Genomic DNA, 21,015 nt, shown 5'->3' with positions numbered 1-21,015 from the left:
GGATGAACGTCGCGACGCCGCGCGCCGGTCTGCGTGATCTGCTGAGATCGCTCGCGACGACGCTGCCCACGGCAGACCGCTGGAACGTCGGTATCTACGTCGCGCTTTCCCTGGGCTCGGCCTTCGCCGGTGCCCTCGCTGCCGTGTTGCTGGTGCCGCTGGTGCAGCCGGATGCACGGCTGCCGTTCGACGGTCGCTGGTTTCACGCCTCGCTGAGCGTGGGCTGGCGCATCACCGCGTTTACCGCGGTGACGCTCGCTTTCGCCCTGCTGCGCTGGCAAGCCGCGTGCCTCGGTGCGCGGCTGACGGGTCGCTACGGCATGCGCCTGCGCCGCCAGGTACATGCACGACTGATCGCCGCCGAGATCGGGCCGCTCGCGGCCGTCAGCTCGGCGGAGATCGCCAACGTGTTTACCCACAACGTCGAGATCATCGTGCAGGCGTTCAGCGCATTGCAGCAGTTGCTCGTCGCCGGGATCACCGCGGCGGTCAGCCTTTCCCTTGCGTTCTGGGTATCGCCGCTGCTGCTCCTGGTCGCGCCGCCGCTGGCCGCCCTCGCCATGCTCGCTTCGCGCTTCTACGGCCGTGAACAGGTCGACGTGGCCCGTCGCTACGTCGCGGACATCACGCGCCTCTTCTGGCGCAGCGAAGACTTTCCCCGGCGGCTACGACACGTCCGCTCGTTCGGTCGCGAACCCACGGAACGTGACAGCTTTGGCGAGGTATCCGAAGACCTGTCGCGCGGCTACGCCCGTCAACTGGAGCTGATCGCGTCGGGTCGGTTGATACTCGAATTGCTGGCCGTGGGCGGTATCGCCTTGCTCTTCGTCGTCGCACAGCGCTGGCACGGCATCGATCAGGGCGCCCTGATCGCGGTATGCCTGCTGCTCGGCCGACTCTTGCCCTACCTGGTGTCGACGCGGCAGAGCTTGCAACAGATGCGCTCGGCCGCACCCGCGTTTGCGTTGTGGCGGCGCTACATGAATCTGGCTGCCTCGGACACGCCACCCGCGTCGGCCGCGTTGCCGACGATCCCCGCCAGCGGCGTCCACCTCCGGCACATCCACGTCACGCCGCCGGTTCCCGGCATCGACCTCGTCGACCTGATCGTGCGTCCCGGGGAGCTCGTCCTCATCCAGGGGGATTCCGGCATCGGCAAGAGCAGCCTCGTCGATGTGCTCGCCGGCATGGCGCGACCCACCCTTTTCGACGTATGGGTCGACGGGCATGCCATCGATTACGACACGTACCGTGCTTACGTCCGTCACGGCGCCTACGTCAGCCAGAGTGTGCGGCCATGGCAGGCGACCGTGCGTGACTGCCTGCGATGGGCAGCGGCATCGGCCACCGACGAGCAATTGCACGAGGTCCTGTGCGATGTCGGCCTCGACAAGACGCTGGACGCGGCCTTGCACGATATGTCCAGTCGACTCTCCGGCGGCGAACTCCAGCGCCTTCTGCTTGCCCAGGTCATCCTGCGCGAGCCCGCCGTCGCCGTGCTCGACGAAGCCACGGGTGCGCTGGACGCGGCGTCGGAGCTTGCGGTGTTGTCCGCGCTGAAGCGGCGTCTGCCGCGAAGCCTGCTGATCGTGGTGTCCCATCGGGAAGGCGTCGCCGCGCTGGCCGACCGCTGCGTGACCGTCGGCCCCACCATTCGGTCTATTGTTCCTTCACGCGCCGGGGCCTAACGTCGGGATCGTCAACCGGGGGGAAGGCCATGTGCGTCACCACGAAATCCATCGCGATGCTGGTCGGGCTGGTGCTCGCACTGGCGGGTGGCCGGGCGCAGGGGCCAGGCCAACCGTCATTCGATACCGTTGCGGCCACGCATCGCAACGATGTCGGGAGTACCGACCCCTGCGGACCGCACCGACCGATGGTCGCCATCTGCCGCATGCTGCGTCCGGTTCGCGGCTGAGCCGCCGACTGAGCTAGGCTAGCGTCGGATCACAGGGGAAGCCCATGCGCCGACTGCTCGCCATCGCGACCGTATTCATCCTGGGCGGCACGCCGGCCCATGCCGGGCGAGTCGTCGTCGAGGTTGTGGACACGAGCGGGCATCCGGTCGCGGACGCCGTGGTCAGCCTTGCGCCCAGGCCGGGCACCCCGGCACGAACGATCGCGCCGGCCACGCATTACGTCGACCAGAAGGACGAAACCTTCCTTCCCTTCGTGACGGCGATGCACGTCGGCGACAGCGTGATCTTTCGCAACAGCGATACGACGCGGCATCACGTGTACTCGTTTTCGGACATGGTGAAGTTCGAGACCATGCTTGCCCCCGGCGAGAGCTCGCCGGCGCTGGTGATGAAGGGCCCGGGCAACGCGGCCGTCGGTTGCAACATCCACGACCAGATGCTCACGTACCTCTATGTGACGAAGGATCCCGAGATAGCGACGACCGATGCACAGGGCAGGGCGAGCATCGATGGCGTGGTCGCCGGGGATTACGTCGCACACGCCTGGCATCCCCAGCTCCGCCCCGGCGTGATCCTGCCGATCCAGGGCGTCACCGTGAACGAGTCGATCCCGGCCACGGTCCGTTTCAACCTCGCCCTGCTGCCCGATCCACGTGGCGCGATGGATCGAGAGCACCTCGGCTACTGAGCCGACCATGCCGGTCCTCGGTTTCCGCACCCGGCTGGCACTTTTCTTCGTTGCCACGCTGATCCTCGTCCAGGGCCTTACCGCCGTCCTGGCCTACGACGTGGCGCGCCGCCAGCTGGTCAGGGAAGGCGGCAATCAGCTTGCCGCGAGTGCGGCGGCCTTCGTAACCCAGATGAACGATCTGTCGGCAAGCGTGGCCAACGGCGTGCAGATCATGTCGCTGGACTATGGCCTGCGTTCGGCCATCGGCGCGCGCGACAAGGACACCATCCTTTCCGTCCTGCGCAACCATGGGCGACGTGTCGGCGCATCGCGCATGCAGTTGCTCGACCTCGATGGCAAGGTACAGGCAGATACGGCAAGCGGCGCCGGCGATGGCCAGCCGTTCGCCTTTCCCGATCTGCTGAGCCGGGCCTTCAGTGAGCGGACGGCGGCCGTCGCCGTCGTCGATGGCAAGGCCTTCTGGGTGGTCGTCGTGCCGATCTACGCGCCGCAACCGGTGGGTTTGGTGGCTGCCAGTATTCCCGTCGACAACGCGATGATCGCGCACATGCAGCAGCTTTCCGCCCTGCCTCGCGATATCGAGCTGGCCACGCCGACCGGCGTCGGTCATTACGCCGTGATGGCGCGCGGAAGCAGTCGATCCGAGCTGACGGCGAGCTTTTCCTCCAGCGATCGCTCGCTGCCATCGGAACCGACCGCGGCGACGATCGGTGGCCGCGACTATCTGGTGCTGGCGCAGTTGCTCCGCCAACCGAAGGGAAGCGGTGCGGTCTACGCAGTGCTCGGCTACTCGCTCGATGACGCGTTGCGTCCTTACAAGGCGGTATGGGATGCGTGGCTGGCCCTGTTGGCCGTCGGCCTCGCGGCCGGACTGCTCGTCGCCTGGCTGGTCGCTCGCGGCGTATCGCGCCCGGTGGAAGCACTCGCTGCCGCGGCGCGGCGCATCGCCGGTGGTGATTACCGCGATGCGCCCGAGGTGCGTCGCCGCGACGAGATCGGGGAACTGGCGACGGCGTTCCGCACCATGGGCGACGCGGTCCGCGAGCGCGAACTGCGCATTCGCCACCAGGCCATGCACGATGGCGTGACCGGCCTGCCGAATCGCGCCGCGGCCGAGGAAGCGATCGACCAGGATCTGGCGACCGCACCCGGCCAGCAGGGTGCCCTGTTGATCGTGGGCGTCACGCACCTGCCGGACATCATCAAGACGATCGGCCACGCACTGGCCGACCGCCTGATGCGCGATGCCGGCGTGCGCGTCGGCCAGGTGGCCGGCACGCACTACGTCGCACGCGCCACGGACACCCAGTTCGCGGTGTGGCTTCGCGGCGCCGACCGCACCGAGGCGATCTCGGTCGCGTTCCGCGTGATGGATGCGCTCGGCCAGCCCTATCAGGAAGCCGAAGTGAACATGGACATGGGCCCCGCGGTCGGCATCGCCCTGGCGCCCAGTCACGGCGAACGCGCGGCCGCCTTGCTGCGTCGGGCCGAGGTGGCAGAGTTCGCCGCGGTGGGTTCGGCGCGGGGTGTCGATGTCTACGATCCGCAGGCCGATCCCCATCGGCCCGAGCGCCTTTCTCTCATGAGCGAATTGCGCACGGCCATCGAGACCGATGCGCTGGAGCTCTACTACCAGCCCCAGCGGCGCCTGGCCGACGGTCGCATCGACGGTGTCGAAGCGCTGGTGCGCTGGCCCCGGCCGGGACGCGGCATGGTCTCGCCCGAACAGTTCGTCACCGTGGCCGAGGAGACCGGCAATATCGGTCGCCTGACGCGCTGGGTGCTTGCCCGCGGCATCGCCCAGGCGGCGGAACTGGCCCGTACGGGGCAGCCCCTGCGACTCTCGATCAACCTCTCGGCCCGCGACATCGGCGATACCGAGCTGCCCGACCATGTCGCCCATCTGCTGCGGGTCCACCAGCTGCCAGCCACCGCCCTGATCCTGGAAGTGACCGAGAGCGCCGTCATCGGCGAACCGGAGGCGGCGCTTCAAGTCCTCCGTCGTCTGGCCGATATGGGTATCGACGTGGCGATCGACGATTTCGGGGTCGGCCAGACCTCGTTCGCCTACCTCCGCCGACTGCCCGTCAGGGAACTGAAGATCGACAAGATGTTCGTCCAGCACCTCGCCACCGATGAAACCGACCGCGTGATCGTCCGCTCGCTGGTCGAGCTCGGCCATCGGCTGGGCTATCGGGTGACCGCCGAAGGGGTGGAGGACGAAGACAGCATCGCCTTCCTCGGTGAGGTCGGCTGCGATCGTGCGCAGGGATTCCATGTCGACCGACCGATGCCGTTCGCGGCCCTGGCCGCACGTCGCGCTGCGCCGGACGCGGGATTCGCGTGACTCGTTTCTGTCGCGCGTTCGTCATCACCGTCACCTGCCTCGTTACGCCTTTCGCCCGCGCGCAGGAGGTGAAGGTGCATGCGTATGCGGATGTGCGCGTGGTCGACGCCGCCAACGATCCCAGCTTCGTCAACGGCGGCCCGGGACGCCTGCGCTATGGCGACGGCGACACGCGGGCGCGCTTCGGCGCAGCGGCCGTCGTCGTCACCGCGCAGCTCACGCCGGCCCTGTTCGCCCTGGCCGACGTCCAGCTCCAGCAGACCGACCACGCCAGCCCGCAGCTGACCGAAGCCTTCCTTCGTTACCGCCCACTGTCCCTTTCGGCCTGGCGTACCGCCATCAAGGGCGGCCTGTATTTCCTCCCCGTCTCCCTCGAAAACGACAGCATCGGCTGGACCAGTCCATGGACCATCACGCCGTCTGCGATCAACAGCTGGGTTGGTGAGGAACTCCGCGGCCTGGGTGCCGAGGCGCGAGAGGAGTGGCGTGGCGACAACGGCACCCTCGGTCTGGGCGGTGGTCTTTTCCGGCACAACGACGTCGCGGGAAACATTCTCGCGGTGCGCGGCTGGTCGCTCAGCGACCTGGTCTACGGTGTCGGCGGTCGGTTGCGCGAGCCTTCCGATGAGGGCGGTACACGGGAGCAGTACGCGCCGTTCCAGCGCGTCGGCGGTCGCACCGGTTGGTATGCGGATGCCAGTTGGAAGAGCAGCACGGGCCTCGATCTGCGCCTGCTGCGCTACGACAACCGGGCCGATCCGCAGGCCTGGCGGCTATATGCGAACGGCGACAGGCTCTTCGCCTGGCGCACGCGCTTCTGGTCGGCGGGCGCGATGTTCGCCACCGGGCCGGTAACCTGGATCGCGCAGGGGATGGACGGTGACACCGGCGTCCAGCCGCGGCAGACAATTTTCCTGACTCATGTCCAGTCGGCCTTCCTGCTGGCCGGCTGGAACCGTGGTGCGTGGCGTCCTACCCTCCGTGTGGAGCGTTTCCGCACCTGGCCGTCGGGGGAGCGGGGGCGCGCCATCACCGCTGCGCTGAACTGGCGCCCGAGCGAATGGCTGCGCCTCACGGCCGAATACCTGCATGTGGACGCCACGCGCGACGATCGCCTGGAGGCGGGACTCGCCCCTCGGGAACGCGGCAACCAACTGCAACTGCTCGCACGGGTACTCTACTGACATGAACGAAGGTGGCGGCGTGGCGCAGGACGTCTGGGAGCGCAAATACCATCTCGCCCTCGAGCGGATGGAGCGCGACGAACACGACTTCCGTGTGACGGAGGAGGGCTTGCGACGACTCGTGCTTCGCCTTGCCGCGCTGGCTCGTGGACAGAGCGAGGAGGCCGATCGTCTTCTGGATCATCTGGGCGATGGTTTACGACATGCCTCGACCCCCGACGGCCTCGACCCCTTGCTGGATGCGTTGACCGAGGCGATCACCGCGCTCGAACGGCAGTCGCCTCTGCCCATCGACCCTGCGCACGACGTGCCGCAGGCAGCGGCTATCGTGGATCCCATCCCGGCACAGGAGGTCGATGCCTGTCGCGTGGCGACGGACGCGTTGCGGCAGGTACTCCTCAAGGTCGCGATGATGCCCGCACTCGCCGGGCGCGCCGACGATCTGCATGCGGTGCTGGGTCAAGCCCGCGATCCGGAGGCGATCGCGTCGGCGGCGCAAGATCTCGCCGACCTCGTGAACCAGGAACGCGCGTCGCTGCGTCACGACATGGCGCAGCTACAGGACCTGCTCGCCGAAGTCAGCGGGCGTCTCGGCGACATGACGCGTTACCTGGTGGCCGAAACCGAGCACGTCGCGACCGGTGACGAACAAGGCCGCGACCTCGATGCCACGGTGCGCGAGGAAATGCGGCTTCTCGCCGAACAGACCCTGGGCGCCACGGATCTGGACGCCTTGCAGGCGCAGGTGAATGCGCGCCTCTCCATGATCGACGAGCACTTTCGCGCGTTCCGCGATCGCGAGGACGAACGCCTGGCAACCTACCGCGATCGTGCGGAGCGCATGAAGGATCGCGTCGAAGAACTCGAGACGCAGGCGACATCGCTGCAGGACTCGTTGCGTCGCGAACACGAGCTCGCGCTCACCGATCCCCTGACCGGCCTGCCCAATCGCCTCGCTTACGAACGGCGCATGGCCGAGATCGAACAGGACGTGCGCGACCAGGGTGTCGTCGCCTGCGTGGGTGCGTTCGATATCGATCATTTCAAGGTGATCAACGATAGCTTCGGCCATGCGGCAGGCGACGCCGTCCTGCGCATCGTCGGCCAGACCCTGACGCGCGAACTGCCGGCACCGGCGTTCGTCGCGCGTTATGGCGGCGAGGAGTTCGTCGTGATCTTCGCCGGCATCGCGCCGGACGAGGCCCTCGCCGCAGCCACGGCGCTGTGCGAAACCGTTGCCGCCCTGGCCTTCCACGCCAGCCAGAAACCGGTAACGGTGACGATGTCCGGCGGCATCACCCGCTTCCTCGCCAACGACACCGCGGCCACCGTCTTCGACCGCGCGGACCGCGCGCTTTACGCCGCCAAGCGAGCGGGGCGAAATCGCTGCTTGTTGCTCTGATCTCAGCGACGACAGGACGGTTCTCTACGCATGGTGTTTACGCGACGTCGCCGGGCTGGCTCGGCTTCGCCGCCGCCGTCGCTGCGTACACTTGGGCGTCTCGCGGGGAGACCTTGGTGTCCACCCTCGCTGCTCAGACAGGTCCTCCGCGTTCCGTAAAGGAAAGGCCGCTGACGCGGCCCGTGTACTTATCTGGCCTACGGCCGCTGCACTTGTGCGGAACTCGCCTCGGGGGTGGACACCAAGGTCTCTCACGACGATACGGTTAGCTCGACGGCGAGCCGGCAGGACGGTTGCGGTCGCCGAAGCGGGCCGTTACGGCAGTCGTGCTGGCACGATCAGGCCGACTCGGTGAGGGCCTTCCTCGCCGCGGCGCTGCCCTTGCGCGAATGATCGCGACCGACGCGCCGGGTCGACCGTTTGGCGATGGCGACGAGCCGGCAGTCGAAGCGGCGTTGCTTCGTCCGCTCGACCCGCACGAACCTCAGGGATGGGAAGAGTCTTCGGTGTCCACCCTCGAGGCGAGTTCCGCACAAGTGGAGCGGCCGTAGGCCAAATAGGTGCACGGGCCGCGTTAGCGGCCTTTCCGGTACGGAACGCGGAGGACCTGTCTGAGCAGCGAGGGTGGGCACCGAAGGCTCTGCGCCTCACCCATCCATGCGAGCGGCGGGGCAATGGCTGCACGGTGTGCGACGAAGTATCGGAAAAAAGCCCGGCACGAAGCCGGGCTCTTGCAGCGCATGAACTTCGGAGGGCTCAGTCGCGGCGGGCGAGAAGCATGCCGACCAGGATGCCGACGCCAAAGCCGCTCAGGATCGCGCCGAGGGGGCGGTGGGCGATCACGTCGCGGGCGGTGTCGACCGCTTCACCGGCCTTCGCCTGGACGCGGCCGGCGGTCTCGCGGATGGCACCTTCGGCTTCGAGGCCGTGATCGCCGCCCAGGGCGCCGGCGGCGCGCTGGACACGTCCGCCGATGGTGTTCGCCGCGCCACGGATCTGGTCTTCGTTCATGGTCCCGCTCCTCGTTGATTGAGGTGAAGAAGGTGCCCGGCGGGAAGTGCACGGCGCGGCAAGACGCCGTCAAGCCGATGCTTTCACCGGTTCCATGCGGCGACGCGTCATAATGGTCCACCTCGCGTCGAAGAAGGGGCTCCGAGCCCATGGAAGCCACGACAGACCACCGGCCTGGTGCCGGCGCTGCGGCCCATCCCGAGGCCGTGATCGAGCGCGCCGAGGTGCGCTTCACCGTTCTCACGCCACGGCTCATCCGGCTGGAGTGGAGCGCCTCGACGGTGTTCCGTGACAGCCGCACGCAGATCGTAGTGCACCGGGCGCTGGAGGTGCCGCGATTCCGGATCGTCGAAGACGAGCACGCGCTGGAGATCGACACCGGCGCGTTGCGGCTGCGCTACGAGAAAGGCAGCGGGCGGTTTACCGAGGCCAACCTGGCGATTCGAATTCGTCGCGGCGACGCCGACCTGGCCTGGAAGCCCGGCGATATCCAGAAGGCCAATCTGGGCGGCACCTATCGCACCCTGGACCGCTACGACGGGGACACCTGGCAGGACGGCAGCAAGCTGCCGATCGAGGAGGGGTTGATCGCCCGGGACGGGTGGCATGTCGTCGACGACACCGAGGGCTTTGGCATCGACGACGAAGGCTGGGTGCTCGAGCGACCCGCCGGCGAACGCCAGGACCTGTACTTCTTCGGCTATGGTCACGACTACCGCGGTGCGCTGGCCGATTTCGCGGCGATCGCCGGTCCGCAGCCGATTCCGCCGCGTTTCGTCTTCGGCTATTGGTGGTCGCGTTACTGGAACTACACCGACGAGGAACTGCGCACACTCGGTGCGCGTTTCGAGAAGGAGCGCATCCCGCTCGATGTGCTCGTTCTCGACATGGACTGGCACACCACGCCTGGCCTGTCGCTGCGGCCCGGCCACGAGCACAAGGACGTGTTCGGCGAGCAGTCCGGCTGGACCGGCTACACGTTCAACCGAAGCCTGTTCCCGGATCCTGAGGCCTTCATGCGCTGGGCACATGGACAGCACCTGCGGGTCACGCTCAACCTGCATCCCGCCTCCGGTGTACTGCCGCATGAAGAGCAGTACGACGCCATGGCAAAGGCACTCTCGTGGGACACCTCGACACGGGCGGCGATTCCGTTCGAAGGCACGTCGCAGCCATACATGCGGGCCTTGTTCGATACCGTGCTGCATCCGCTGGAAAAGGTCGGCGTCGATTTCTGGTGGCTCGACTGGCAGCAGTGGCCGGAATCGAAAGCGCATCCCGGCCTGTCGAATACCTGGTGGCTCAACCATGCGTTCTTCACCGAGATGCAGCGTGACGGCGACCGGCGTGGGTTGATCTATCACCGCTGGGGTGGCCTCGGGAATCATCGCTATCCCATCGGCTTTTCCGGCGACAGCGTGATCTCCTGGGACTCCCTGGCCTTCCAGCCCCACTTCACCGCGATGGCGTCCAATGTCCTTTACGGCTACTGGAGCCACGACATCGGCGGGCATACGTTCCACAAGCACATTCCGCGACCGGAGCGGCATCTCGAGCCGGAGCTCTACGCGCGCTGGATGCAGCTCGGTGTCTTCAGCCCGGTGCTGCGCACGCATTCGGCGAAAGAGGCCAGCCTGCATAAGGAACCCTGGCATTTCGGGCCGCCGTATGGCGATGCGATCTTCGCCGCAATCCGCCTGCGCTATCAATTGGCGCCTTATATCTACGGTGCCGCGCGACACGCCTACGACACCGGGCTGTCGATCGTGCGCCCGATGTATTACCACTGGCCCGAGCACGAGGAGGCTTACGAACATCCGGCGCAATACATGTTCGGCAACGACATCCTCGTGGCCCCTGTCACCGCGCCGGTCGGTGAGGACGGTGCGGCGTCGTTCCCCGTGTGGCTGCCGCCGGGTTTGTGGTACAGCCGCGACGGCGCGGAGTCCTTCGAGGGCGGGCAGATGATCGAGCGGCATTACACGCTCGAGGAGATTCCCATCTTCGTGCGCCCGGGCAGTGTGGTCCCGCTGTATCCGGAAGGCTTGCGCAACCTTGCCAGCGTGCCCGACGCCCTGATCCTCCAGGTTTTTCCGGGTGACGAAGGCGCCACCGAACTCTACGACGACGACGGCGAGAGCCAGGGTTACCAGCGCGGCGACTTCGCGCGCACCAGCGTGCGTAGTCGCCGCGGAGACCGTGCGCAGCGTGTGCACATCGACGCCATGCGAGGCCATTACCAGGGGCGCCCCTCGTCGCGTTCGTACATCGTGGAGCTGCTCGATGCCGGCATTCCCGAGAGCGTCGAAGTGAATGGCGTGCCCCTGCCGTACAGCGAGCCGCCCGCGCCGCAGACCTGGCTGTTCGATACGGCCTCGTTGTGTATCCGTGTCGATCTCGGCTCCGTGTCACTGGACGAGCCTCAGGACATCGTCGCGCGCTTCACGCCCGAACATACGATGCCCATCGGGCTGCTGCATCGCATGCGTCGCGCCGGCATCGCCGTGGACTACCTGAAGCAGGTCTGGGGTGATATTTCCGCACTGCCCGACGATGTCGACCTCGCGGGGCAAGCGGCGCGTGTGCTGGCCTATGCCGTAGAAGAGGGCGACGACGAAGGCCGCGCCGAGCGTTTCATGGCGGCGGTCCTCGCCTTCGAAGCGCGCTTCGAAGGCCTGCCAGCGAGCGTCGATGCCACACCGATCGACGAGTCCTTCAAGCGTGCCTTCGCCAACCTGCTCGGACGCTGACCTTGCGCCGGCTGCTTGGCGTCCTGCTCGTCCTGCTGGCCTTCGCGGCACATGCGCAATCGGCGGTGCGGGTAGGTTCGAAGGCGGATAACGAAGGTGCGGTCCTCGGACAAATCGTGTTGCAGGTGCTTCGCCATGCCGGTGTACCGGTGGTCGACCGAACCCAGCTCGGACCCACGTCTATCGTCCGGCGCGCATTGCTCAATGGCGATCTGGATGTCTATCCGGAATACACGGGCAATGCCGCGTTCTTCTTCCATCGCGAGAGCGATCCGGCATTCCGCGATGCACGGAAGGCCTATGCGCTTGCTGCTTCGCTCGACCTGGCGGCGAATCGCCTGGTCTGGCTGGCGCCTGCGCCGGCTGACAATCACTGGGCGATCGGCGTGCGTGGTGACGTGGCGCGCGCGGCGCGGCTGGTCACGCTCGATGACTTTGCCCGCTGGGTGAAGGGCGGCGGTGACGTCTTTCTGGCCGGCTCCGCCGAGTTCGTGGAAAGCGATGCGGCACTGCCCGCCTTCCAGTCCGCGTATGGATTCACGTTGCACGGAGACCAGCTCCTGGTGCTTGCCGGTGGCGATACCTCGGCGACGATCAAGGCGGCCGCCGAAGGCATCTCCGGCGTCAACGCGAGCATGGTCTATTCCACCGATGGCGCGATCGCCGTGACCGGCCTGACCGTGCTTGCCGATCCGCGGCACGTGGAGATGGTGTATCAGCCGGCCCCGGTGGTTCGCGACGAGGTCTTGCGTCGTTATCCGGTCATGCGCGACGCACTGGATGCCGCCTTCCAACCGTTGACGGTCGAGGTGCTGCGCAAACTCAACGCGCGCACGCAGATCGACGGTGAGGATCCGGCCGTGGTGGCGCGGGATTACCTGCACGACGCGGGGCTCGTGCCGTGAACCCTCGCGCCTTGCCCGTGATCGTGCTGGCCTGCATCGGTTTGATCGCCGCGCTCGCTTTTCCGTTTATCTATGTCACGCCCAACCGCCTGTTGAGTGGCGAGCCACACAGCCTGCACGTCGTGCCCCTTGCTCTGGTCTGGCTTCTTATCACGGGGCTGGGAGTCACGTCGGTCCGAGGCAGCCGGGGAGCCGTCGCTGTGCTCGCGTGGGGGCTGATCGCCGGCTTGCCCCTGCTGGCCAGCATGGATGCGCGCAGCCTGTTGCTGGCGGCATCGCCCAGCGCGCGCGCTCCACTGGGTGCCGGCTTCTGGCTGATGTGGCTTTCGGCAAGCCTGCTCCTGCTCGATCGGTTGCGCGAGTGGCGCATGGCCGCGCGAATGATCGGGTGGATAACGCTAGTCGTCGCCCTTGTCGGCATGGGGATAGCTGGTGCTTTTGACGCCCTGGCGCTGGTTCGTGAATTCCATGCGCAACGCGCGCCCTTCATGGATGCGCTGCTGACCCATCTCACGCTCGCCGCAACGACCCTGGTATTGGCGCTGGTCATCGGCGCGCCGCTGGGCTGGTGGGCCTGGCGCGCGCGGCGGGCGGACGGTGCCGTGGTCGGGCTGCTCGCCTTCCTGCAGACCGTGCCGTCGCTCGCCCTGTTCGCCCTGCTGATCGGACCGTTTGCCTGGCTGGCGCATGCATGGCCGGCGCTGGGCGCGCTCGGCTTCGGCGGCACCGGTGCGGCGCCCGCCGTGTTCGCGCTGGTGCTGTACGCCTTGCTGCCGATCGTTCGCTACACCATCGCCGGCCTTGGTGCGGTACCCGCCGATGCGCGCGACGCGGCGCGCGGACTCGGCATGAGCCGGTTGCAGCTGCTGTCACGCGTGCAGCTTCCTCTGGGTTGGCCGGTGCTGCTGGCCGGCCTGCGCATCGTCGCGGTCCAGACGATCGGCCTGGCGGCGGTGGCCACCCTCATCGGTGCAGGTGGCCTCGGGCGTTTCGTTTTCCTCGGCATCGGCCAGGGGGCCAACGACATGGTGATGTTGGGTACGCTGGCGATCATCGCGCTGGCCCTTGCCGTCGATCTTCTCTTCCAGGCCATGCTCGCCCTGACGGAACGCCGCTCATGATCGAATTCGACCACGTCCATAAACGCTTCGGCGACCACGTCGTCATCGACGACCTGTCGTTGCGCGTGGAGGATGGCGAGTTCTTCGTCCTCGTCGGGCCCTCGGGTTCCGGCAAGTCCACGCTGCTGCGCACGGTGAACCGACTGGTCCACATCGACGCGGGGAGTGTGCGCATCGACGGGGTGGATGCCGCGACGCAGGCGGTCGAGACGCTGCGGCGCGGCATCGGCTATGCCATCCAGTCCGTTGGCCTGTTTCCCCATCGTACCGTCGGCGAGAACATCGCCACGGTGCCGCGGTTGCTCGGCTGGCCGGAGCACGAGATCCGTGCGCGGGTCGAGGACTTGCTCGAGCTGCTCAAGCTGGACGAGCCGGGCTTCGCCGACCGCTATCCCGACACGTTATCCGGCGGACAACAGCAACGCGTGGGTGTCGCGCGAGCGCTGGCTGCGCGGCCGCGCATCGTGCTGATGGATGAGCCCTTCGGTGCGCTCGACCCGGTGACACGTGAGTCGCTGCAGACCAGCCTCAAGGCGATCCAGCGCGACACCGCCACGACCATCCTTTTCGTCACTCACGACATGGACGAAGCCTTCGGTCTCGGTCATCGCGTGGCCTTGATGCTCGACGGCAAGGTGGCCCAGGTCGGCACACCACTCGAACTCATCCGCCATCCGGTGAACGAACGCGTGCGCGAGTTCGTCGGCGGTTCGCGTGCGCGGCTGCGTGAACTGGCGGTGCGTTGCGTGCGTGACAGCATGCGCAAGGGCGAGGTCGCGGACGGCGATGCGATCGATGGCGCAGCCTCGTTGCAGGACGCGCTGGGGGCGATGCTGATGCAAGGGCGCGATCGCCTGCCGGTGCTCGACGCCGGGCAGGTCGCCGGTGCGATCCTGCTCACCGATCTCGTGGTGTCGCGCGAGTGAAGGCGATCGTCGCCCCATTACTGCTGGTGATCCTGCTCATCGTGCTGCCACACAGCGCGTCGTGGTTTCACGCGTGGATGCCGACGCTTTCGCATCCGCTCTACACGCGCACGTCTTTCTTCGCGCTGACCCTGTCGCACCTTTGGCTGGTGGCCCTGGCGACCCTCGTCGCCGTGGTGGCGGGCCTCGCGCTGGGTGTGTTGGCGACGCGTCCGGCCGGACGGTCGTTGCTGCCGACGGTGCGCGCGGTGGCCGTGATCGGGCAGACGTTTCCGCCGGTTGCGGTCCTGGCGATCGCCGTGCCTTTGCTGGGCTTCGGTGCGGCGCCGACGTTACTGGCGCTGACGCTCTATGGCGTGCTGCCCGTGCTCGGGCAGACCGTCGCGGGCCTGGATAACGTGTCGCCCGCCGCGTTACATGCCGCCGACGGCATGGGTTACGGGCGCTGGCGACGATTGTGGGAAGTCGAACTGCCACTGGCCGCCGGCCCGATCATGGCCGGCGTGCGGTTGTCGGCCATCGTCGGTGTCGGCACCGCCACCATCGGTTCGGCGGTCGGTGCGACGACACTCGGCTCGCCGATCGTGGAGGGCCTGGTGGGCAACAACACGGCCTACGTGGTGCAGGGCGCGCTGCTGGTCGGGGCATTGGCGCTGTCGATCGACGGGGTATTGGGTGTCGTCGAGCGGCGCGTTCGAAGGAATCGCCGCTGAAGCGGCTCCCACATCGCCGCTGAAAAGCGGCTCCCACATCGCCGCTGAAGCGGCTCCCACACAGAGCCGGGCTGCGCTCTGTGTGGGAGCCGATTCATCGGCGATGCTCTTGTCACCCGATTACCAGATCTTCACCCGCTGCTTCGGATCCAGATAAAGCTTCTGCCCCGCCTTCGGCTGGAACGCGTCATACCAGGGATCAAGGTTGCGCACGGTCTGCGCGCGGAACTCGCCCGGGGCATGACCATCGCCGATCACCTGCGCACGCAAGGCGGCGTCGCGTGTCTTCGTCCGCCATGACTGGGCGAACGCGAGGAAGAAGCGCTGGTCGCCGCTCAAGCCGTCGATCACCGGCGCCGGCTTGCCGTGCAGGCTTTCCTTGTACGCCGCGTAGGCGATCGTCAGGCCGGAAAGGTCGGCGATGTTCTCGCCCAGGGTCTGCTGACCGTTTATGTGCAGGCCCGGCAGCGGCTCGTACTGGTTGAACTGCTCGACGAGGCGCTGGCCGGCTTCCTTGAAGTGCTTCTGGTCGGCGTCGGTCCACCAGTTGGCCAGACGGCCCTGGGCGTCGAACTCGGCACCGGTATTGTCGAAGCTGTGGCTGATCTCATGGCCGATCACCGCGCCGATCGAACCGTAGTTCGACGCCGGGTCCGCCTTCGGGTCGAAGAACGGCGCCTCGAGAATCGCCGCCGGGAAGTTGAGCGCATTCTGCAGCGGCAGGTTCACCGCGTTCACCGTCTGCGGGGTCATCCACCACTCGTCGCGATCCACCGGCTTGCCCAGCTTGGCGATCTGATGGTGATATTCGGCCAGCACCGCGCGTTCGTGGTTGCCGAACGCGTCGTCCGGACGAATCTCGACCTTCGAGTAATCGCGCCAGGTATCCGGGTAGCCGACACCGACCTTGATCGTGGCGATCTTCGCCTTGGCCTTCTGCCGGGTTTCCGGTGACATCCAGTCCAGCGTGTCCACGCGCGCATCGAACGCCTTGAGGATGTTCTTGACCATGTCCTGCACTTCGGCACGGGACGACGCCGGGAAGTACTGCTTGACGTAGATCTGGCCGACGGCATCGCCGAGGTCCGCATTCACCCGGCTCAGGCCGCGCTTCCAGCGATCGCGCTGCTTGGGCGTGCCCGTGAGCGTGGTGCCGTAGAAGCCGAAGGAAAGGGCGTCATAGGCCTTGGGCAGCAGGCCGTTGGTGCCGGCATTGATCGTGTGGAAGCGGAGCCACGCCTTCCAGGTATCCAGCGGCTCGCTGGCGACCAGGGCGGCGAATTTCGTCACGGTGGCGGGCTGCCAGACGATGAAGGTCGGCTGGTCGTCGAGTTGGGCCGCCTTGAAGTAGGCGTTCCAGTCGAGGCCCGGCGCCTTGCTCGCGAACGCGGTCCGCGGCCACGGATTGTTCGCCTTGTGGATGTCTTCGCTGTCGACGATCGAGGCCTGGGCCTGGGCGATCTTCGTTTCGAGGGCGACGATGGCCTTCGCCTTGCCGGCGGCGTCCGGCGTGCCGGCCTGCGTCAGCACCGCCTCGACGAAGCTGGCGTACTTGGCGCGGGTCTCGACCATGTCCTTGTCGGTTTTCAGGTAGTAGTCGCGATTGGGCATGCCCAGGCCGCCCTGCAGCAGATACGGCATGTTCTTCGAGGGGTCTTCGAGGCCCTGGGCGACGAACAGGCCGAGCAGGTGCTCGGTGTCGAGGGTGGTTGCGTTGATCGGGTCGACGTCGGCGCGCAGTTGCGCGCCAAGGGCCGCCGACAGGGCGGTCTTGTCCTTGATCGCATCGATCGCGGCCAGCGCGGGCTCGAGCGGCTTCAGCCCCGCTTTCTCGATGCCGGCTTCGTCCATGTACGCCTTGTAGTAGTCGGCGATGAGGCGCTGCTCGCTGCCGGCGGCCGGATGACCTTCACCCGCTGCCTTGACCAGGGCCGCATTGCGCTTTTCGGCTTTCTGGAACACCTCCAGGAACACCCCCGTGCTGGCGCGATCGGCGGGGATCATGGCGGTCTTTTTCCAGGTGCCGTTGGCGTAGCCGTCGAAGTCGTCGCCGGGCTGCACCGAATGATCGATGCCCTTGAGGTCCACGCCAACGGGCGTTCCCGCGGGGGCATCGGCGGCAAGGGCACCGGTGGAAGCGAGGCCGCAGGCGATGGCGGCTGCGAGGATGCGGTTGATCGTGACCATGGGAGCGATGTCCTTGCCGTTGGGATGTCCACGATAGACCCCGCCGCGCTGCCTGTGGCCCATGACGAATGGGCTACGTGGGCGTAGCTCGTTACGTGCCGAAAAAGCGGCCTGTCGGTTGTGCCCTAATGATCGTCCGGCCCCGCAAGGGGGCCGGCTTGGCGGGCCGCGGGTCGCCCGGGCCTGCCTCGACCTTCAATTGGCAGCAGATCCCTTGGGAGTTCCCTATGAACGCACGTTTCGAACTGACCGGCTCACAGACCGACATCGCCAGCTATCCGCTCTGGGCACAGGACATGGTCTCGTCCTGCGAGGACACGCGGGCAAAGATCGTCGGCCATGAGATGTGGTCGGCGATGATTGCCGCCACCCTCGATCCGGAGACCACCCGCAACTTCATGATCGGCGTGTGGCCGGTCATCGAGCGCTTTCCGGGCTACATGTCGCACAGCCTGCTGAAGACGCGTTACGGTCGCAGCCCGGGCGACGACCTCGCCCGCCGCTGGCTGGTCCGCAATATCCGGGTGGAACAGAACCACGCCGAGTACTGGCTCAACTGGGCGGAAAGCGCGGGGGTGTCCCGCGAGGACGTGCTCCGGGCCGAACCGGCCAAGGGCACGCAGACCCTGGCCCAGTGGTGTGAAGAGGTGAGCCGCGACGATTCGCTGGCCGCAGGCATCGCGGCAACCAACTACGCGGTGGAAGGCGCGACCGGCGATTGGTCGCAAATCGTCTATGAAAGCGCGGCCTACGCGGAAAGCCTGCCGATTACGGGCCGCAAAGCCGGGCTGCGTTGGCTTCAGCTTCACGCCGCTTATGACGATACCCATCCATGGGAAGCGCTGGAAATCGTCTGCACCCTGCTGGGGAGCAATCCGCCGGTGGACCAGATCGAGCACATTAAGGAGTGCGTCCGTCGCAGCTACGTCAGCATGAGCATTACCCTCGATCGCTGCATGGATGCCACGGCGTCGATTCGCACGTGGAACGAGGCAGCTGCGTAACTCGCAAGTTGGGCACCAAGTGGCGCACTATCACGACCGGATGAGGATCTGAGGGACTAATGCAACGCGTTGAGGCCAGCCACCAATTGCCGCTATCGAGACGCCTGAGGCCACTGGCCTATGCGCTCGTCGCGGTCGTTGGCCTCATCCTTGCCCTCACGTGGGTAGCGCTCCAGACGCAGGTGACTCTCGCCGGTTTCCTCAACGGCGAGAGTCTTTGGTCCAAGGCGCAGAAGCAGGCGGTCATCGATCTCGACGAATACGCCACGCACGGACGCCCGGCGGACCTTGCCGGTTTTCGGCGAAATTACGGTGTGCTCATGGCGGACCGCTGGGCGCGCGACGCGATCGCCAGCGGGGACTTCGTCCACGCCGAGGTCTACGACGCGTTCGCCCGCGGTGGCGTGATTCCCGAAGCCATCCCGGGGATGGTCTTCATCTTCCAGTATTTTTCCGGCATGCCCTACGTGCGTGAAGCCGTGACGGAATGGCGTTCGGTGGACGGCAGTCTGGGCGATCTTGCCGATACCGCCGACCGGCTCGACCGCGCGTATGCGGCCGGGGCGCCGCCGGCCTCGATGATCGACGCGGAGCGCGCGCACATCGCCGCGCTCAACACCTATATGGAGCCGCGTGCGAAAGCCTTTTCGCTCGATATCGCCAATGGCGCATCGTGGATCGGCCGCGTCCTCTTCTTTACGGTGTTCGGTGTCGCCGCCCTCGCATCGTTGCTTTGGCTACGCATGGCCGGGCGCATCGTCGCCACCATCCGCGGCACCGAGGAGCGCTACAGCCTGCTGTTCGACAGCGCGGCCGACGCCATCTTCATGGTCGACGAGGAGAGCGGGCGCATCCTCGACGCCAATCGACGGGCGGCGAGCTGGCTTGGCTGCTCGCGCGCCGAACTCACCGGTATCCAGCTGTCCAGCCTGTTCGTCGAAGGCTCCGACCACGCCGGGAACGGCGTGCTGCGCAATGCCGATGGCACTACCCGGCCGGTGGAAACCCAAAGCAGCCTTGTCGCCTGGGGCTCGCGGCAGGTCTGCCAGGCCATCGTCCGCGACATTTCCGATCGCGTGGCGATGGAGCAGGAACGCAAGATCGCCGCCGAAGCCCTGGCCAGCATCGCCGAAGGCGTCATCATCGCCGACGCCGATCGCCGCGTGACCACGGCGAATGCCGCCCACGCCAAGCTCACCGGCATCTCGTTGCAGGCGCTGCGTCGCACGCGTTTCGACGCCACGCGCACCTTGCCCGATGGCCGGCCGCTGCCGGCCTCGCTCTGGGAAGACATCGCCTCGGGCGACAACTGGCTGGGCGAAGTGGAAAGCCAGCGCGCCGACGGCAGCACCTATCCGGAACTGTTGAGCATCAGCACCATCCGCGACGGCGAGGGGCGTCCCCAGCACTATGTCGCCGTGGTCTCCGACATCACCGCGCGCAAGGCCGATCGTCAGCGCCTGCAGCACATGGCCACGCACGATCCGCTCACCGGCCTGGTGACGCGCGCCGAGTTCGAGCGCCGATGCGCCGAAGCGATCACGCGCGCCGCCCATGAGCGCGGGGCCATCGCGGTGCTCTTCGTCGACCTCGACGCGTTCAAGGTGGTCAACGACAGTTACAGCCACGCGACCGGCGATGCGCTCCTGATGCGCGTGGCCGAGCGCATCCGCGCGCAGCTCACGCCCGAGGACATCGCCGGTCGTATCGGTGGCGACGAGTTCACCGTACTGCTGGCCGACCTGCGCTCGCGCGAAGAGGCACTGGTCGTCGCCGAGGCCATGCTCGCCGCACTGGCACGCCCCTTCGACCTGGGTGACTACGAACTCTTCGTCAGCGCGAGCATCGGTATCGCGGGCTACCCGCTCGATGGCAACGACGCCGTCACCCTGATCGCGAACGCGGACGCGGCCATGTACGTGGCCAAGACCGAAGAGCGCAACGCCTTGCGCTTCTATACGCCGAAGATGCATGCCGATGCACGGCGCCGGCTCAAGCTCGCTTCCGAGCTGCGCCAGGCGCTGACACGTCACGAGTTCCACGTGGTTTACCAGCCCAGCGTGGAGATGAAGAGCGGTCGTATCGTCGCGGTAGAGGCCTTGATCCGCTGGCGTCATCCCGAGCGCGGCAACGTGGGCCCGGACGAGTTCATCCCGCTTGCCGAGAGCCTGGGCCTGATCCGCCAGATCGACCAGTGGGTGCTCGAGACTGCGTGCGAGCAACTGCGCCTTTGGGATGCCGCACGGTTGCCGCCGTTGCGTCTCGCCGTGAACGTGTCGGCGGGCTCGTTCGGTCATCCGGATTTTCTTGCGGGGGTGAGCCAGGCCGTGCTCACCAGCGGCATCGCACCCAAGCGCTTGCTGGTGGAACTCACCGAAAGCGCCATCCTGCGTCTTGGCGAGGACACCGAACGCGCCATGCTCGCCCTGCACAAGTTGGGCGTGGGCGTGGCGATCGACGATTTCGGCACCGGCTATTCCTCGCTGGCGTACCTGAAACTTCCCGCTGTCGCGTATCTGAAGATCGATCGCTCGTTCATCACCGGGCTGCCGACCAACAGCAACGACGTCGCGATTACCGAAGCCATGGTGGCCATTGCGCGTAGCCTCGAGCTGCATACGATCGCCGAGGGTATCGAGACCGAAGCCCAGCACGACTTCCTGCTCCGTGCCGGCTGCCAGGAAGGGCAGGGCTTCCTTTACTCGCGCCCGCTGCCGCCGGATGAAATCGAGCGCCTGCTGGCGCCGAACTCGAGAACGGGCGGTGCGACCCGGCTCTCGCTGGTCCCGCCGGGGCGTGCTTGATCGGGTCTGCCGATACAAGACCCCGAGGCCCCTTCGGTCCACGATGAGCAT

General features: G+C 66.9%; 15 protein-coding genes. 13 read left to right on the top strand and 2 right to left on the bottom strand.

From position 1 onward, the window contains the following. Positions 1-2: 2 nt before the first annotated feature. From BJI69_RS03850 to BJI69_RS03825, 6 genes are read left to right on the top strand one after another with little or no spacing between them, the layout of a single operon-like run. Entirely contained in the window at positions 3-1,688 is a 1,686-nt protein-coding gene (locus BJI69_RS03850) for an ATP-binding cassette domain-containing protein (protein ID WP_046968159.1), read from the top strand. 29 nt (positions 1,689-1,717) lie between these two features. Next, positions 1,718-1,918 carry a hypothetical protein gene (locus BJI69_RS03845; RefSeq protein WP_046968160.1) on the top strand — a complete coding sequence of 67 codons (201 nt, stop codon included), beginning with the start codon at positions 1,718-1,720 and terminating at the stop codon, positions 1,916-1,918. 44 nt (positions 1,919-1,962) lie between these two features. Further along, a complete protein-coding gene (locus BJI69_RS03840; protein ID WP_052767237.1) occupies positions 1,963-2,607 on the top strand; it encodes a hypothetical protein in 645 nt (214 codons plus the stop codon). A 7-nt stretch (positions 2,608-2,614) separates the two neighbouring features. Beyond that, a complete protein-coding gene (locus BJI69_RS03835) occupies positions 2,615-4,957 on the top strand; it encodes a putative bifunctional diguanylate cyclase/phosphodiesterase (protein ID WP_046968161.1) in 2,343 nt (780 codons plus the stop codon). Continuing rightward, a complete protein-coding gene (locus tag BJI69_RS03830) occupies positions 4,954-6,141 on the top strand; it encodes a hypothetical protein (protein ID WP_046968162.1) in 1,188 nt (395 codons plus the stop codon). The genes BJI69_RS03835 and BJI69_RS03830 overlap by 4 nt, the downstream gene beginning before the upstream one ends. A 1-nt stretch (position 6,142) precedes the next feature. Further along, positions 6,143-7,543, top strand: coding sequence for a GGDEF domain-containing protein (locus BJI69_RS03825; protein WP_046968163.1), 1,401 nt, complete (start codon positions 6,143-6,145; stop codon positions 7,541-7,543). A 756-nt stretch (positions 7,544-8,299) separates the two neighbouring features. Here BJI69_RS03825 and BJI69_RS03820 read toward each other — a convergent pair. Next, on the bottom strand, positions 8,300-8,554 hold the full coding sequence (locus BJI69_RS03820) for a CsbD family protein (protein ID WP_046968237.1): 255 nt from the start codon (positions 8,552-8,554) through the stop codon (positions 8,300-8,302). A 149-nt stretch (positions 8,555-8,703) separates the two neighbouring features. Between BJI69_RS03820 and BJI69_RS03815 the strand changes: the two genes are divergently transcribed. The 5 genes from BJI69_RS03815 to BJI69_RS03795 are packed head-to-tail and all read left to right on the top strand — an operon-like array spanning position 8,704 to position 14,969. After that, positions 8,704-11,304 (top strand): glycoside hydrolase family 31 protein, encoded by a 2,601-nt coding sequence (locus BJI69_RS03815; protein WP_052767243.1) that lies wholly within the window; start codon positions 8,704-8,706, stop codon positions 11,302-11,304. Between the two features lie 2 nt (positions 11,305-11,306). Further along, complete coding sequence (locus BJI69_RS03810) at positions 11,307-12,209, top strand: glycine betaine ABC transporter substrate-binding protein (RefSeq protein ID WP_244465284.1); 903 nt, start codon at positions 11,307-11,309, stop codon at positions 12,207-12,209. Then, positions 12,206-13,330: an ABC transporter permease gene (locus tag BJI69_RS03805; RefSeq protein ID WP_046968239.1), complete on the top strand. Its 1,125-nt coding sequence runs from the start codon at positions 12,206-12,208 to the stop codon at positions 13,328-13,330. The genes BJI69_RS03810 and BJI69_RS03805 overlap by 4 nt, the downstream gene beginning before the upstream one ends. Next, positions 13,327-14,256, top strand: a complete 930-nt coding sequence (locus BJI69_RS03800) for an ABC transporter ATP-binding protein (protein ID WP_046968240.1) — start codon at positions 13,327-13,329, stop codon at positions 14,254-14,256. The genes BJI69_RS03805 and BJI69_RS03800 overlap by 4 nt, the downstream gene beginning before the upstream one ends. Beyond that, positions 14,253-14,969, top strand: a complete 717-nt coding sequence (locus tag BJI69_RS03795) for an ABC transporter permease (RefSeq protein WP_046968241.1) — start codon at positions 14,253-14,255, stop codon at positions 14,967-14,969. The genes BJI69_RS03800 and BJI69_RS03795 overlap by 4 nt, the downstream gene beginning before the upstream one ends. A gap of 120 nt (positions 14,970-15,089) precedes the next feature. On the opposite strand, the gene BJI69_RS03790 is transcribed toward BJI69_RS03795, so the two are convergent. Next, a complete protein-coding gene (locus BJI69_RS03790; RefSeq protein ID WP_046968262.1) occupies positions 15,090-17,156 on the bottom strand; it encodes a M13 family metallopeptidase in 2,067 nt (688 codons plus the stop codon). Positions 17,157-17,383: 227 nt separating this feature from the next. On the opposite strand from BJI69_RS03790, the gene BJI69_RS03785 reads away from it, so the two are divergent. Continuing rightward, positions 17,384-18,160 (top strand): iron-containing redox enzyme family protein, encoded by a 777-nt coding sequence (locus tag BJI69_RS03785; RefSeq protein ID WP_046968242.1) that lies wholly within the window; start codon positions 17,384-17,386, stop codon positions 18,158-18,160. A gap of 59 nt (positions 18,161-18,219) precedes the next feature. After that, on the top strand, positions 18,220-20,964 hold the full coding sequence (locus BJI69_RS03780) for a putative bifunctional diguanylate cyclase/phosphodiesterase (RefSeq protein ID WP_046968243.1): 2,745 nt from the start codon (positions 18,220-18,222) through the stop codon (positions 20,962-20,964). The last annotated feature ends 51 nt before the right edge of the window (positions 20,965-21,015 follow it).

The organism is Luteibacter rhizovicinus DSM 16549 (assembly GCF_001887595.1).
Taxonomy (GTDB): Bacteria; Pseudomonadota; Gammaproteobacteria; order Xanthomonadales; family Rhodanobacteraceae; genus Luteibacter; species Luteibacter rhizovicinus.
The sequence above is the reverse complement of the archived record's forward strand: the minus strand, read 5'-3'. Positions and strand labels throughout refer to the sequence as shown.

What these genes read in the sequence shown, in the direction of transcription:
- BJI69_RS03850 (WP_046968159.1), top strand. Translation starts at nt 3, where the DNA reads ATGAACGTCGCGACGCCGCGCGCCGGTCTGCGTGATCTGCTGAGATCG.
- BJI69_RS03845 (WP_046968160.1), top strand. Translation starts at nt 1,718, where the DNA reads ATGTGCGTCACCACGAAATCCATCGCGATGCTGGTCGGGCTGGTGCTC.
- BJI69_RS03840 (WP_052767237.1), top strand. Translation starts at nt 1,963, where the DNA reads ATGCGCCGACTGCTCGCCATCGCGACCGTATTCATCCTGGGCGGCACG.
- BJI69_RS03835 (WP_046968161.1), top strand. Translation starts at nt 2,615, where the DNA reads ATGCCGGTCCTCGGTTTCCGCACCCGGCTGGCACTTTTCTTCGTTGCC.
- BJI69_RS03825 (WP_046968163.1), top strand. Translation starts at nt 6,143, where the DNA reads ATGAACGAAGGTGGCGGCGTGGCGCAGGACGTCTGGGAGCGCAAATAC.
- BJI69_RS03820 (WP_046968237.1), bottom strand. Translation starts at nt 8,554, where the DNA reads ATGAACGAAGACCAGATCCGTGGCGCGGCGAACACCATCGGCGGACGT.
- BJI69_RS03815 (WP_052767243.1), top strand. Translation starts at nt 8,704, where the DNA reads ATGGAAGCCACGACAGACCACCGGCCTGGTGCCGGCGCTGCGGCCCAT.
- BJI69_RS03800 (WP_046968240.1), top strand. Translation starts at nt 13,327, where the DNA reads ATGATCGAATTCGACCACGTCCATAAACGCTTCGGCGACCACGTCGTC.
- BJI69_RS03790 (WP_046968262.1), bottom strand. Translation starts at nt 17,156, where the DNA reads ATGGTCACGATCAACCGCATCCTCGCAGCCGCCATCGCCTGCGGCCTC.
- BJI69_RS03785 (WP_046968242.1), top strand. Translation starts at nt 17,384, where the DNA reads ATGAACGCACGTTTCGAACTGACCGGCTCACAGACCGACATCGCCAGC.
- BJI69_RS03780 (WP_046968243.1), top strand. Translation starts at nt 18,220, where the DNA reads ATGCAACGCGTTGAGGCCAGCCACCAATTGCCGCTATCGAGACGCCTG.